This window comes from Rhodanobacter spathiphylli B39 (assembly GCF_000264295.1).
GTDB lineage: Bacteria > Pseudomonadota > Gammaproteobacteria > Xanthomonadales > Rhodanobacteraceae > Rhodanobacter > Rhodanobacter spathiphylli.
Map to the genome: position 1 here is coordinate 12,548 of NZ_AJXT01000015.1, position 14,901 is coordinate 27,448.

Consider the following 14,901-nt stretch of genomic DNA (forward strand, 5'->3'; position numbering starts at 1 on the left):
ATGACCAATTTGCAGGACGAAGGGCTAGCGATCATTCCACCCAAACTCCTGCCGAGAGCATCATTCGTTGCCCATCAGAACGCATCGCCATACAGTGGACAGTCGAGGCGTGCGGGTCTAACGCCAGATTGCAAGCGGAAACAGGGGAAGTATGGAAAGCCAGTTCTTTGAGAAGCCGATTCTCAACTCGCCGTATGACTACCCAGCACGGCATTGGGAGCTCGACGAGAGCGGCCAGCCAACGCAGCGTGTGCAGGCCAGTCGCCGCACGGCAGAGTTCTTCACCCCGATACCGAAACCCCGCAAGCGTAAAGGTAAGGCCGAGCAAGGCGACCTGGTATTCGACGAGGGCAAGGGGCTTTCGACCGAAGCCCAACGCTACGACCACACCACTGTCATCAATACGGTGCGTCAGCAAGTAGATCGCTGGCGCCAGCTGCCGAATCCTGCCGATTGGCATGTCACTCCCGAAACCGCTCGCCTGTTGCAGCATTGGCGTCATCACCCGTTCGGCGGCATACGACCGTTCTTCTGCCAGGTCGAGGCGGTGGAAACAGCCATCTGGCTGAGTGAAGTCGCCCCGCACATCGGCAAGGCCGGCCAGGGCATCCTTGAACACCTCGCCAATGCCAACAACGACGCCAACCCGGAGTTGATGCGGCTGGCACTGAAGCTGGCGACCGGCGCCGGCAAGACCACCGTCATGGCTATGCTGATTGCATGGCAAACCGTCAATGCCGTCCGCCGTCCGACCAGCAAGCGCTTCAGCCGTGGCTTCCTGGTGGTCGCCCCCGGCATCACCATCCGCGATCGCCTGCGCGTGCTGCTGCCGAACGACCCGGACAGCTACTACGCCAGCCGCGAGCTGGTGCCCAGCGACATGCTGGAAGATCTGGGCAAGGCCAAGATCGTCATCACCAACTACCACGCCTTCAAGTTGCGCGAACGCATTGAACTGTCCAAGGGCGGTCGGCTGCTGCTGCAGGGACGTAATGGCGCGCCGCTGGAGACGCTCGAAACCGAAGGTCAGATGCTGCAGCGGGTGATGCCCGAACTGATGGGCTTGAAGAATATTCTCGTCATCAATGACGAAGCGCATCATTGCTATCGCGAGAAACCAGGCAGCGACGAAGACGAAGACCTGAAGGGCGATGACCGGAAGGAAGCCGAGAAGAACGCGGAGGCCGCTCGCCTTTGGATATCAGGCCTTGAGGCGGTGAACCGCAAACTCGGCGTGGCACGAGTGATGGATCTTTCCGCCACGCCGTTCTTCCTCAGCGGCTCCGGCTACGCCGAGGGCACGCTGTTCCCGTGGACCATGAGTGACTTCTCGCTGATGGACGCGATCGAATGCGGCATCGTCAAACTGCCGCGCGTGCCCGTGGCCGAGAACATCCCCGGCGACGAAATGCCGATGTTCCGCAAGTTGTGGGAGCACATCGGCAAGAAGATGCCCAAGAAGGGCCGCGGCAAGAACGCTACGCTCGACCCACTCAGCATTCCAGTGGAGCTGCAGACTGCACTGCAGGCACTGTACGGGCATTACGAGAAAACCTACGTGCTCTGGAAGGCCTCCGGCATCAAGGTGCCGCCGTGCTTTATCGTGGTGTGCAACAACACCGCCACGTCCAAGCTGGTCTACGACTACATCTCGGGCTTCGTCCGCGATAACGAGGATGGCACGTCCAACGTCGTCAACGGTCGCCTGGAGCTGTTCCGCAACTTCGACGAGCACGACAATCCGCTGCCGCGGCCCAACACCTTGCTGATCGACAGCGAGCAGCTCGAATCCGGCGATGCGCTCGACAAGGGTTTCCGCGAAATGGCCGGTCCCGAGATCGAGCTGTTCAAGCGCGAGGCGCTCGAACGTGGCGGCGCCTTGGCCAACGATCTACGTGCGGGCAAAGACATCGACGACGCCACGCTCCTGCGCGAGGTCATGAACACAGTCGGCAAGCCAGGCTCGCTGGGCGAGTCGATTCGCTGTGTAGTCTCCGTGTCCATGCTTACCGAAGGGTGGGATGCGAACACCGTCACCCATGTGCTCGGTGTACGCGCATTCGGAACTCAGCTGCTATGTGAACAGGTCATCGGCCGTGCGCTGCGCCGACAGTCCTACGATCTCAATGAAGAAGGTTTGTTCAACGTCGAGTACGCAGACGTGCTCGGCATCCCGTTTGATTTCACTGCCAAGCCGGTCGTTGCGCCGCCACAGCCACCTCGTGAAACCATCCACGTCAAAGCCGTGCGACCCGAGCGCGACGCGCTGGAGATACGTTTCCCGCGCGTGGCCGGTTACCGCGTTGAGCTGCCGGAAGAGCGTCTAACCGCCAACTTCAACGAAGATTCGGTCTTTGAACTCACGCCAGCCATCGTCGGGCCGTCCAAAACCAAGAACGCAGGCATCATCGGCGAGACTGTGGATCTGAGCCTGGATCACATCCGCGACATGCGTCGATCCACCTTGCTGTTCAACATTACCCAACGTCTGCTCACCACCAAGTGGCGTGACTCGGGCGAGCAGCCCAAGTTGCACCTGTTCGGTCAGCTCAAGCGCATCACCAAGGATTGGCTCGATACCTGCCTTGTATGCAAGGGCGACACTTATCCCGGCCTGCTGATGTACCAGGCGCTGGCCGACATCGCGTGCGAACGAATTACTAAGGCCATCACAGCCGACGAAATCAAGAAGGGGCGCGCGGTCAAGGCCATCCTCGACCCATACAACCCCGCCGGCTCCACCGTCCACGTCAACTTCAACACATCGAAGACAGATCGCTGGGAGACCGTCGGGCCGCCGCCGAAGTGTCAGCTCAACTGGGTCATCCTCGACAGCGATTGGGAAAGCGAATTCTGCCGCGTTGCCGAGGCGCATCCCAAGGTGCTGGCTTACGTCAAGAACCACAACCTCGGCTTCGATGTGCCATACCGCTACGCCTCCGAAACCCGGATCTATCGTCCCGATTTCATCATCCACGTCGATGATGGTCATGGTCCCGACAACCCGCTACATCTAGTCGTCGAGATCAAGGGTTACCGCGGCGAAGACGCCAAGGAAAAGAAGTCCACCATGGACACCTACTGGGTGCCTGGCGTGAACAACTTGGGCGCGTATGGCCGCTGGGCGTTTGCCGAGTTCACTGACGTGTTCCAGATCCAGGACGACTTCGCCAAGAAAGTCGAGGCGGAATTCAAAAAAATGATCAACAGCGTCGCATCCGGCGCAGTACAAGAGGCGCCAGCAAATGTTTGACACCACCAAGGAAGACTTGAAAGACATCCTGCGCAAGGTCAATGAAGGGAAACTGCAGCTTCCCGATTTCCAGCGGGACTACGTCTGGGGTGATGAAGACGTGCGCAGTCTGATCGCGTCAATTGCCAAGGGATTTCCCGTGGGAGCGCTATTGACGCTTGAGACCGGCGGTGAGGTCGAATTCAAACCTCGCGTCCTTGAAGGCGTGGAGGTCAGGGATGTACGCCCAACCGAGCTACTGCTCGACGGCCAGCAGCGCATGACGTCTCTTTTCCAGGCAGCGTTCGCCAAAGCGCCAGTTCGCACCCGGAACGTGCACAAGAAGCTGGTGGAGCGCCTGTACTACATCGATATCAAAAAGGCGGCTGCCAGCAAGGGCAGTCTGGAGGATGCCATCATAGGCGTGCCTGCCGACAGGATCGTCCGCACGAATTTCGGCAAAACCATTGATCTGGACGTCTCTACTCGGGATCGCGAATTCGAACTCGATCTCTTTCCGCTAAATCAGGTCTTTGACAGTCGTGACTGGTTCTACGACTGGCGAGACTTCTGGCGGGCCAAAGGCCGCGACATCACCGAGCTCGATCGTGACTTCGTGCGCACCATCGTCGATTCCATCGAACGCTACAAAATGCCGATCATCCGCCTCGATCGCAACAACAAGCGGGAAGCAATCTGCGTCGTGTTCGAAAAGGTCAACGTAGGCGGCAAGAAGCTGGACGCGTTCGAACTGGTCACCGCCATCTACGCGGCCGAAAAGTTCGACCTCCGAGAGGACTGGAACGGCACAAAAAAGCCCGCAAAAGCTGGTCGCCATTCCCGCATGATCGGTGCACCGAACCCGCGAGATGTGCTCACCCAGATAGCCAATACAGACTTTCTGCAGGCCTGCACGCTCTTGCATACGCGCGACCTGCGACTCCAAAAGGCAGCCGAAGGTGCCAAGGATGGTGATCTCCCGCAGATCTCCTGCAAGCGCGACGCGCTACTGGGGCTACCGCTGCACGCCTACCAGAAGCATGCCGATGCGGTGGAGTCGGGCTTCATCGAGGCAGGCGGGTTCCTCAATGAGCTGAAGATCATCTGGCACAAAGACATCTCCTATCCGCCACTGGTCGTCGGGCTAGCAGCGATCTTTGCGATCCTCGGCAAAGACGCGCAGACAGCCAAAGCCAAGCAGCAGCTTGCCCAATGGTTCTGGTCTGTCACGCTGGGCGAACTGTTTGGGTCCAGCACGGAATCCCGGTTGGCCCGTGACGTTCCCGAAGTGGTCGACTGGATAAAAAATCCGGTATCCCGCCCACGCACCCTCGATGAGGCAGTCTTCCAGGCGGTCAGGCTGCGCTCGCTCCGTTCACGGCAATCCGCAGCCTACAAGGGTCTGCATGCCCTGCTGATGAAAGGGGGCTGTCGCGACTTCATTACCGGGCGCCCGACTGACCTGATGACCTTCTTCAACGACGATATCGACATCCATCACGTGTTTCCACAAGCATGGTGCAAGAAGCAAGGCATCGAGAAAGGCGTGTTCGACGCCATCATCAACAAGACGCCGCTGTCTAAGCTTTCCAATATTTCGGTGAGCGGCGATGCGCCCTCCGTCTACCTTAAGCGCATCGAAGACAAGCAGGGCATTTCTTCCGACGACCTTGATGCCATTTTGCGTACGCATCTCATCGAGCCGGCGCACCTGCGCGCGGACGACTTTAAGGCGTTCTACGAAGCCCGCAGCAACGCTTTGGCTGAACTGGTAGCGGGTGCAATGCAGAAGCCCGTGGTGGTGGAAGCCGGCACCAATGAAGTCGAGCAAGAAGATGACTCGATGGAAGCCGACGAAGAGCTGGAAGCCGCCTGATGGCCAAGAAATCCAAAACTCCGCTCACCGTCGAAGCGCTCAAGCACGACGAAGCAACGCGCAAGAACATCCCCACTGCCGAATATCAGTCGCTCATGCAGAAGGAGGACAGCGCGCCGGTACGCGTGTCCTATCCACGCGGCGGCAACGGACTGGACGAGGAGAAGGCACAGCGCAACCGCGACCTGGATCCGCAGCTGGTCTGGCGTGGCAAGGACCAGCAGGACTGGTCCGATCTTGTGGTCAACGCGCCGCCGTTGTACATCCAGGAGAAGGTGCACCCCAAGGTGCTGATCGACGACCTGCGCCGCGAAACCGAGCGCAGGGAAGAAGCGGCGGCGCAGACGCAGGCCGGCAACATGGCCGACCTGTTCGCCGACTTCAATGGTCTGCCCAGCGACAACGCCAAGACCGAGTTCTACCAGCACGACGCGCACTGGGCCAACCGCATGATCCTGGGCGACAGTCTGCAGGTGATGGCGTCACTGGCCGAGCGCGAGGGCTTGCGCGGCAAGGTGCAGTGCATCTACTTCGATCCGCCCTACGGCATCAAATTCAACTCCAACTTCCAGTGGTCCACCACCAGCCGGGACGTCAAGGACGGCAACACCGACCACATTACGCGCGAGCCGGAACAGGTCAAGGCGTTTCGCGATACGTGGCGCGACGGCATCCATTCGTATCTGACGTATCTGCGCGATCGCCTGATGGTGGCGCGCGATCTGCTGACCGAGTCCGGGTCAATCTTTGTGCAGATCGGGGATGAGAATGTGCACCGGGTAAGGGCGGTGATGGATGAGGTATTTGGGGACAAGAATTTTATTAGTCTCATCACCACAAAGAAAAGTGGCGGGATGGGGCAGGAGTTCGTCGACAACATATCCGACTACATCCTTTGGTTCGGGCATGACATCTCAAAGACGAAGTACCGCCCAGCTTTCTACGAGAAGGATCTCCGTGAAGGAGCGGGTGCAAGATATCGGTCAGTGCAATCCATTTCTGGACAGATTCGTCCCTTGAAAGCCAAGGAGGCCAACGGTGAGCTTCCGCTAGCGACGGACGAACGTGTTTTTCTAGCCGGACCGCTGACTTCGGAAACAGCTAGTGCTTCCACACTTTTCGAATTTGACCTAAATGGCCACCAGCTGCGACCACGTAAGGGGGGCTGGAAGACAAGCGCGACAGGCATGCAACGCTTGTCGAAGTCGGACCGATTGTTGAAGACAAAGGAGTTCGTTAACTACAAGATCTTCTTTGACGATTTTGCAGCTGTCGCCATCCCGAATTTGTGGAGCGACACAATGGGTACTGCTGAACAGAACAAGACGTACGTCGTTCAAACAACATCCAAGGTCATTCAGCGTTGTCTCCTGATGGCTACCGATCCAGGTGACCTCGTCCTCGATCCTACTTGTGGTTCTGGCACCACCGCCTACGTCGCCGAACAATGGGGCCGTCGCTGGATCACCATCGACACCTCGCGCGTGGCGTTGGCATTGGCTCGCGCCCGCATCATGGGCGCACGCTATCCGTTCTATCTGCTGGTCGACTCGCGAGAGGGCCAGCTCAAGGAAGCGGAGCTCACCCGCAGCGCGCCGTCCAGCACGGCAACCCGAGGCAACATCGCGCACGGTTTCGTCTACGAGCGCGTGCCGCACATCACGCTGAAATCCATCGCCAACAACACCCAAATTGACGTGATTTGGGAAGAGTTCCAGCAGACGCTGGAACCGCTGCGCGAAGCATTGAACAAGACGCTCAGCAAGCACTGGCAGGAGTGGGAAATCCCGCGCGAGGCCGATACCAAATGGTCGGATGCCGCGAAAAAGCTGCACGCCAACTGGTGGCAACAGCGCATCGCCCGCCAGCGCGAGATCGACGCCTCCATCGCCGCCAAAGCCGACAACGAATACCTCTACGACAAACCCTACGAGGACAAGAAGAAAGTCCGCGTGGCCGGCCCGTTCACCGTCGAAAGCCTGTCGCCGCACCGCGTGCTGGGCGTGGACGAGAACGACGAGCTGATTGACGGCATCGGCGAAGGCAACGACGGCTACGGCGAAGAGCGCGACTTCGTGCAGATGATCCTGGAAAACCTGAAGACCGCCGGTGTGCAGCAGGCGCACAAGGACGACAAGATCAACTTCACCTCCCTGGTGCCCTGGCCGGGTGACCTGGTCTGCGCCGAAGGCCGCTACATGGAAGGCGATACGGACACAGGCACGGAGAAGCGCGCCGCCATTTTCATCGGCCCGGAGTTCGGCACCGTCTCGCGTCCCGACCTGGTGCAGGCCGCCCGCGAAGCCGGCGACGCCGACTTCGACGTGCTGATCACCTGCGCCTTCAACTACGACGCCCGCTCCTCCGACTTCGACAAGCTCGGCCGCATCCCCGTGCTCAAGGCCCGCATGAACGCCGACCTGCACATGGCCGACGACCTCAAGAACACCGGCAAGGGCAACCTGTTCGTCATCTTCGGCGAACCCGACATCGACATCCTCGCCGTCGAAGACAACCAGATCCAGGTCAAGGTCAACGGCGTCGACGTCTTCCATCCCAACACCGGCGAAGTCCGCAGCGACGGCCCCGACGGCATCGCCTGCTGGTTCATCGACACCGACTACAACGAAGAATCCTTCTTCGTCCGCCAAGCCTACTTCCTCGGCGCCAACGACCCGTACAAGGCGCTGAAGACGACGCTGAAAGCCGAAATCAACGAAGACGCCTGGTCCACCTTGAACAGCGACACCTCCCGCCCCTTCCCCAAGCCCACCTCAGGCCGCATCGCAGTGAAGGTCATCAACCACCTCGGTGACGAGGTCATGAAGGTATTCCGCGTTAATTAGAGGAAGAAGAGCGTGGCGATCCCGCGACAATTCAAATGTGCCGATTGGGGTGGTGAGATCCGCGGGATCAGGACCAGCCAAGATCACTCTGTGTTCAAAGAAGTCGAGGTGACTTGGACCAAGCCTAGAATTTGGGTCGCCGGGGAAGCTGCGCCTATCGATGCAGAGTCAGACGTCACGAACTGCCTCTATTGCCTGGTGCGAGATCACCACCGGGCCAATGCCAAGACGAGAATCACTTATGTTGGTATCACCAAAGACGCCAAAAAGCGCTTTGTCAATCATCACGTGGCGAAGAGGTTGACGAGCATGCGTGGCCAGACTTCATTGAGCTTGGGTAGCGTAGATTTTGGCAGCTACTGGCGTGATGGGGGCACGCGGCAGGCACTGGAGCAATTAGAGCATCTTCTGATCTGGGCGCTTTGGCCCGATGAGAATGATCGAAAGGCCTACACGCTCCCCGGAATGGGAGCCCATCCGACTAAGCCCTGGCATGTCCGGAACCTGGGGTTTCGATTTTCAGGAACGATGCCGAGGGAATTGGTCTATCCGTGGATGCTGGTCAAACCCGGGCGCGATCGCTCGGCGAAATGAGGCTGAGTGCAAAACATGGACATTCATCTCATCGGGACGAGATCATGAATATCTTCAAAGTCTGAGGCAAGCGGATGGATCTGCACACCGTCAAAGTACGCCTTCAAGAACACCTGAGTGACGGCTTGGTCACTATTGTCGGATCCGGCCTCTCCTGTGCCGAGGGACTGCCGGGCATGAGTGAACTTGCAACCTATTTGCAAGCAGGGGTCGGGGGCGGATTGACTGGTGGTGATGCCATGGCGTGGGCGTCGGCCTCGGCTCTAATCGCGACAAAAGGGCTTGAGGGAGCGCTCCTTGCGGCACAACCCACACCCGCTGTCGAGTCGGCAATCGTGGTCGCCGCCGGCAAGTTGATTGCGGAACGCGAGCGCACGGTTGTGTCCGAGGTTTTTGCAGGTACGCGAGAACTTCGCCTGACTCGGCTGCTTCCGCATCTGGTAAAGCCCTCCACAGGTTTGGCCATCGTTACGACGAATTATGACCGACTGGTGGAGATTGCAGCAGAGGAGGCTGGTATCGGCGTAGATACGATGTTTGTTGGGCGCTTTGCTGGGCAGCTCAACGAGAGTGAAAGCCGAATGAGTTTTTGTCGTGGCGTTGCAATGAAGCCTCGCCGGGTAGCATCGCTACAGTTCAGGCATCGGGCTATCGTTTTCAAGCCGCATGGGAGCTTGGATTGGTATGCACGAAATGGTCGGCCCGTTTTCTACGCAGGCGAACTACTGGACGTGACTCGACTGATCATCACGCCAGGCGGTAACAAATTTCGCAACGGGTATGAGAGCCCATTCGATCTTCATCGTTCGCGGGCCAACGAAGCGATTGATCGTGCCAGTCGATTCTTGGTGCTTGGCTATGGATTCAATGATGGCCACTTGGAGACGCACCTGTCTCCGTGTATCAGGGGAGGCAAGCCCACGTTGATGCTGACGCGATCCCTGTCCACGGTGGCTCGGCAGCTGGCGCTCATGCATGCCAATGTCATTGCTCTTGAATATGCCGAGGTGGGTGGCGTTGTTGGGACAACGGTCATCATCGATCAAAAAGAGTTCTTCTTTCCGTGCACCGGAATGTGGGACGTAGGTTCGTTCGTTACGGAGGTTCTTGAGCCATGACTGCTACATCTGCAGCACTGCAATTCGCTGAGGCCGATCTGCTTGGCCGTGTTTCCTCCGTTGATACGAGCCGCGTGACTGTCGATGTTTCCAACTCCGTTCTACTGACGCGACTTGGCATCGGTAACCTGATCGCCATCAAGGGAAGCACTGAGCGCGAGTTTCTGATCGCCTTCACCGAACGCGTTACGCGTAGTTTGGGCGATGCGATATCAGATGAGTTGCCGGCCGATGGCGATGACTTACCGTTGATTGCTGTACCGACAGACATGGTACGAGGTGCTCTGATCGGCACCTTCCGGACCATCGATGGCGAGAAGAAAAACACGTTCAAGCGTGGCGCGGACAGCTTCCCTCAGATTGATCGGGAGTGTTACGTCGTGGAGGGCGCGAACCTGCAGCGATTCATGGGTATCCTCGGCGCTGACTACTCACCCAATGAACGATTGAAGCTGGGGGTGTTCGTCGCAGACCGGACCGCTGAAGCCATTGCGAGCGGTGACAAATTCTTCCAAAGACATGCTGCAATTCTGGGTAGCACAGGGTCCGGAAAAAGCTATGCGGTAGCATTGATTCTTGAGCGTGCCGCACAACTCAAGTACCCGAACATCCTGGTGTTCGACATGCACGGGGAATATGCACCGTTGGCTGATGAGGCCAAGGGCGGTTTTGCAACTCGGCTTCGCATCGCGGGCTCTGGCGACTTGGCAGCTCCGTCTGACGATGTGCTGTTCTTGCCCTATTGGCTATTGAATCGCGACGAGATGCTGTCGATGATTCTCGACCGCAGTGATCAGAACGCGCCGAATCAAGCGTCGCGGTTCACGTCCCATGTGCGGGCGCTGAAGCATAAGACGCTCGAAGCCGAAGGTAAGGAAGACGTCGCCAAAACCTTCACTGTCGATTCGCCGATTCCGTACTCGATGGAGAACTTGCAGCAACTTCTTTGCAAGGACAACACGGATAAGGCTCTCCGGGCCGATGGTAAGGGAGAGAAGGCTGGTGAATGGGAGGGGAAGCTAACCCGGTTCATTTCTAGAATGGAGTCCAAGCTCGATGATCGGCGCTATGGCTTCATGTTTGCGCCTCCGGGCACTGCGAATACCTACGACTGGCTCGCCGAACAGATTGCCAAACTGCTTGGATCGAACGGTGGCAAAGGCATCAAGATCATCGACTTCTCCGAGGTTCCTTCGGATGTTTTGCCGGTAGTCACCGGTACGCTCGCGCGGTTGCTCTACGACGTGCAGTTCTGGATGGCAGCGGAGAAGCGGACGCCGGTGACCCTACTTTGTGACGAGGCGCACCTCTATCTGCCTGTGCATGATGACGCCGATGCTGTACAGCGTCAGGCGCTTGGTGCCTTCGAGAGAATTGCAAAGGAGGGGCGCAAGTACGGCTTCTCTTTGCTTGTGGTCAGCCAGAGGCCGTCTGACGTGAGCAAAACGATTTTGAGTCAATGCAACAACTTTTTGTCGTTGCGGCTCACGAATGACACTGACCAAAATGTGATCAAGCGTCTTATGCCTGACTCATTGGCTGGACTTACTAGCATTCTGCCTTTACTCGACACTGGTGAGGCGCTGATGTTGGGGGATGCTGTCCTTCTCCCGTCTCGTATCAGGCTTGATGTTCCGGCTATCGTGCCTGACAGCGCAACGCGCGACTTCTGGAAGGAGTGGGGAACGCATGCCCCTGACGTCGACGCGATCAGTCTTGCAGTGGAGTCGTTACGTAGCCAGACTCGCGGCAAGCCGAGTTGAATGCATGAAGTGCGGTGATTGGATGGTCAGCGGCGGTGTTGGACGCGGATCTGTCACAACGTGATCTGCCCGAACTGCCCCTTTCCCCTGAAGTTCCATGGCACCTGGAAGGCCGCACCACCGCTTATACCTTCAGCTTGCTCGATGATGCGTGGCCACCACCGGGCAAGCTGCACTGCCTTCTCCCAGAAGTTGTGATCCTTCCAGCCGCGGTCAAGGAAAAACACTTTCAGGCCAGCACGTTTCAGGGCTTCACGCTCCAGGCCCTTGTTCAGGCGGTCATGCGTGATCACGACCCACCCATCTTCCAGCGCAAGCGTGGCGATCCACTCCGTATCGGAGGTGTTCGCAGGGAAACGATCGCGGAGATGGGTAACCTGGTGGAGGTTTTCCCATTCCCTGATGGTCAGTTCGTGTAGCGCGCGAGCAAGCGCTGGTGGAAGGTTGTTGTCGAGCAGCAGCTTCACGCAGCCTGCCGCTGCTCGAAGCGGATGGCGGTTTCAATCGCCTTGACCGGGACTTCGTACAAGCGTGCAACGCGCTGCTTGTCCTTGTCTTCCGCCAGCCATGCGTCGTAGAGAATGTCGGTGCGCAACGCGGTATCGGTGACCACTGGCTTGCCGAACGCCAGGTTCGGGTCGAGCACCACCGCCTTGCTGCGCTCCATGGGATACCAGCGTGCGGCACGTTTGTCGGCACCAAACTCGATGCCGGCGTACAGGGACGGTTGGACAACCTTGGTGAAGACGTACTGCCGACGACGCAGATCGAGCAGATCGAGTTCGCCGCTTTCGCGCATGGCCTCGGCAAAGATGGTCTTACCGTCGGTTTGGAAGCTTTTGCAGGTGAATGGATACGTGCTTTCGAGGATTTCACGGGCATTGATGGCGGCGATGCGAATCGTCTGGAGACTTATGCCGAGCTCACGAAACGCCTTGACGAAACGGATCTCCAGCAGGTCGTGGAAGCTTAATCCGTCGACATCCGCACCGGATATCTCGGACGACCACAGCGGCGGATGATGCCGCAATGCTTCACCCTTGCCGCTGTTGTATCCCCGCAGCCACCGGCGCAACTCCACGGGCTGCACACCGGCAAGCCGGGCAGCTTCGGGGATGGTGTAGAGGCCAAGGCCGGTGAGTTGCATTGGACAGGTCTCCGTCGGGAATAATGGCGTGGAGAAACCGCCCCTCTATTATGTCAGGATCGACAGGCGTTGCCCAAGACGGGGGCGCCCAATGGCCCGCGCGTGCTGCGGGCCTGAAAACAGGGGCAGCATGATGGATTTCCGCATCGCCGATACCTTCACCGACAGCCTTGCGCGTCTCACGGGTGACGAGCAGAAGGCCGTGAAGACCACCGCCTTCGACCTGCAGCTGAACCCGGTCAACCCTGGCATGAGTCTGCACAAGTTGGACACGGCAAAGGACAAGAACTTCTGGTCGGTTCGGGTGAGCAGTGACATTCGCTTGATCGTGCACAAGACGGCATCGAGCCTGCTGCTCTGCTATGTGGATCACCATGACAAGGCCTATCACTGGGCTGAGCGCCGCAAACTGGAAGTGCATCCGACCACGGGTGCGGCACAGTTTGTGGAGATTCGCGAGCGGGTCGAGGAAATCCCGGTTCCGAAGTACCTGATGGTGGAACAGCCGGTGCCGAGCCAGTCGGACTGGATCAAGCCGACGCTGTTTACCACCATCACGGACGACGAGTTGCTTGGCTATGGCGTGCCAAGGGAATGGTTGGCCGATGTGCGTGCAGCGAACGAGGATAGCCTGCTGGAACTGGCGGATCATCTTCCTGCGGAGGCGTCGGAAGCATTGCTGGAACTGGCGACGGGTGGTGTGCCAACTACCTCACGCAAGCCTCGCCGCGGCATCAAGTCGGCTGCTATGTCGTTTGATCCCAATCTCTACTATGACTTGTCTTTCTCCATCCCCTCAAAAGCTGATGAATCCGTCGATTCAGACGCCTTTGACCATCCCGATGCGCGTCGCCGTTTCCGCACAATCAGTGACGTGGATGAGTTGGAGCGTGCCTTTGCCTATCCGTGGGACAAGTGGACAATCTTCCTGCATCCGGCCCAGCGCGAATGGGTGGAGCGCGACTACAGCGGTCCAGCCCGTGTTTCCGGCTCAGCCGGCACCGGCAAAACCATCGTCGCCTTGCATCGCGCGGTGCATCTGGCGCGCGCCAACCCCGATGCGCGCGTGTTGTTGGCGACCTTTTCCGACGCGCTGGCCAACGCGCTGCATGACAAACTCCGCCGGCTGATCAACAACCAGCCCAGCCTTGGCGAACGGCTGGAGGTGTGTTCTATGGATGCGCTCGCCGAGCGGCTGTACGAGGCGCATTTTGGTCGGTTGCAGCTGGCTGATTCGGAAGCTGTCCGTTCTACGCTGACCGCTAGCGCCGGCATGCTGGCCGATCAGCGGTTCGGCTTGCCGTTTCTGCTGTCGGAATGGCGGGACGTGGTGGATGCGTGGCAGCTAAGCACGTGGGAGGAGTATCGGGACGTCCGCCGACTGGGTCGACGGACGCGGTTGTCCGAGTCACAACGTGCTCAGCTATGGCCGGTATTCGAGCAAGTGAGATCCAAGCTGCAGGAGCAGGGGTTGGTGACGCGTGCGGGTATGTACCAGCGTCTCACCGACGCGCTCCTTCAGCGCAAGCACCCGCCGTTCGAGTTTGCGGTGATCGACGAGGCGCAGGACATCAGTGTGGCCCAGCTGCGATTCCTTGCAGCATTCGGCGCGAAAGCACCGAACGCTCTGTTCTTTGCCGGCGATCTGGGTCAGCGCATCTTCCAGCAGCCGTTCTCATGGAAGTCGCTGGGCGTGGATATTCGCGGGCGCGCCCGAACGTTGCATATCAACTACCGCACCTCGCACCAGATCCGCATGCAGGCCGACCGGTTGTTGGCACCAGAGGTCGCGGACGTTGACGGTAATGTCGAGGATCGCAGCGGCACGGTTTCCGTGTTCAATGGCACCGAGCCAAACATCACAAGGTGGCCATCGCAAGATGTCGAAGCGATGGAAGTGGGTCATTGGTTGGAGCAGAGGATCGACGAGGGCGTGCAAGCTCAGGAGATCGGCATTTTCGTACGCTCATCTGGCGAGCTCGATCGCGCACGCGCGGCCGCGGCGCATGCCGGGCAGCCGTTCCGTCTGCTCGATGGAAACTCACAGACCACTCAAGGACAGATTTCGATCGCCACCATGCACCTGGCCAAGGGCCTTGAGTTTCGTGTCGTTGCCGTCATGGCCTGCGATGACGAAATCATCCCGTCACAAGAACGCCTCGAATCTGTGGCCGACGATGCCGACTTGGAGGAGGTCTACAACACCGAGCGCCACCTGCTGTATGTCGCCTGCACTCGCGCACGCGATCATCTTTGGGTTTCGGGGGTCGATCCGGCGTCAGAGTTTCTGGATGACCTTGCAAGTACTTAGTCGTCATTACATGA

The 14,901-nt window shown here is 58.8% G+C and carries 9 protein-coding genes; 7 read left to right on the forward strand and 2 right to left on the reverse strand.

From position 1 onward, the window contains the following. Positions 1-151: 151 nt before the first annotated feature. The 6 genes from UU7_RS07530 to UU7_RS07550 all read left to right on the forward strand — a co-directional run bounded on the left by UU7_RS07530 (position 152) and on the right by UU7_RS07550 (position 11,429). Positions 152-3,253 (forward strand): BPTD_3080 family restriction endonuclease, encoded by a 3,102-nt coding sequence (locus tag UU7_RS07530; protein ID WP_007806965.1) that lies wholly within the window; start codon positions 152-154, stop codon positions 3,251-3,253. Then, complete coding sequence (locus UU7_RS07535) at positions 3,246-5,108, forward strand: GmrSD restriction endonuclease domain-containing protein (protein ID WP_007806967.1); 1,863 nt, start codon at positions 3,246-3,248, stop codon at positions 5,106-5,108. The genes UU7_RS07530 and UU7_RS07535 overlap by 8 nt, the downstream gene beginning before the upstream one ends. Continuing rightward, positions 5,108-7,954: a site-specific DNA-methyltransferase gene (locus UU7_RS07540; RefSeq protein ID WP_007806969.1), complete on the forward strand. Its 2,847-nt coding sequence runs from the start codon at positions 5,108-5,110 to the stop codon at positions 7,952-7,954. The genes UU7_RS07535 and UU7_RS07540 overlap by 1 nt, the downstream gene beginning before the upstream one ends. A 12-nt stretch (positions 7,955-7,966) precedes the next feature. Next, positions 7,967-8,548: a GIY-YIG nuclease family protein gene (locus tag UU7_RS18290; protein WP_157582006.1), complete on the forward strand. Its 582-nt coding sequence runs from the start codon at positions 7,967-7,969 to the stop codon at positions 8,546-8,548. 74 nt (positions 8,549-8,622) lie between these two features. Next, complete coding sequence (locus tag UU7_RS17640; protein ID WP_083845958.1) at positions 8,623-9,666, forward strand: SIR2 family protein; 1,044 nt, start codon at positions 8,623-8,625, stop codon at positions 9,664-9,666. After that, positions 9,663-11,429 carry an ATP-binding protein gene (locus UU7_RS07550; RefSeq protein ID WP_007806973.1) on the forward strand — a complete coding sequence of 589 codons (1,767 nt, stop codon included), beginning with the start codon at positions 9,663-9,665 and terminating at the stop codon, positions 11,427-11,429. Before UU7_RS17640 ends, UU7_RS07550 begins: the two co-directional genes overlap by 4 nt. A gap of 53 nt (positions 11,430-11,482) precedes the next feature. Here UU7_RS07550 and UU7_RS07555 read toward each other — a convergent pair whose 3' ends face one another. Together UU7_RS07555 and UU7_RS07560 are read right to left on the reverse strand one after the other, a co-directional pair. Continuing rightward, positions 11,483-11,896 (reverse strand): DUF5615 family PIN-like protein, encoded by a 414-nt coding sequence (locus UU7_RS07555; protein WP_007806975.1) that lies wholly within the window; start codon positions 11,894-11,896, stop codon positions 11,483-11,485. Next, positions 11,893-12,576 carry a MerR family transcriptional regulator gene (locus UU7_RS07560; protein WP_007806977.1) on the reverse strand — a complete coding sequence of 228 codons (684 nt, stop codon included), beginning with the start codon at positions 12,574-12,576 and terminating at the stop codon, positions 11,893-11,895. The genes UU7_RS07555 and UU7_RS07560 overlap by 4 nt, the downstream gene beginning before the upstream one ends. A gap of 133 nt (positions 12,577-12,709) precedes the next feature. Between UU7_RS07560 and UU7_RS07565 the strand changes: the two genes are divergently transcribed. Next, on the forward strand, positions 12,710-14,887 hold the full coding sequence (locus tag UU7_RS07565; protein ID WP_040673072.1) for a UvrD-helicase domain-containing protein: 2,178 nt from the start codon (positions 12,710-12,712) through the stop codon (positions 14,885-14,887). Positions 14,888-14,901: the final 14 nt, after the last annotated feature.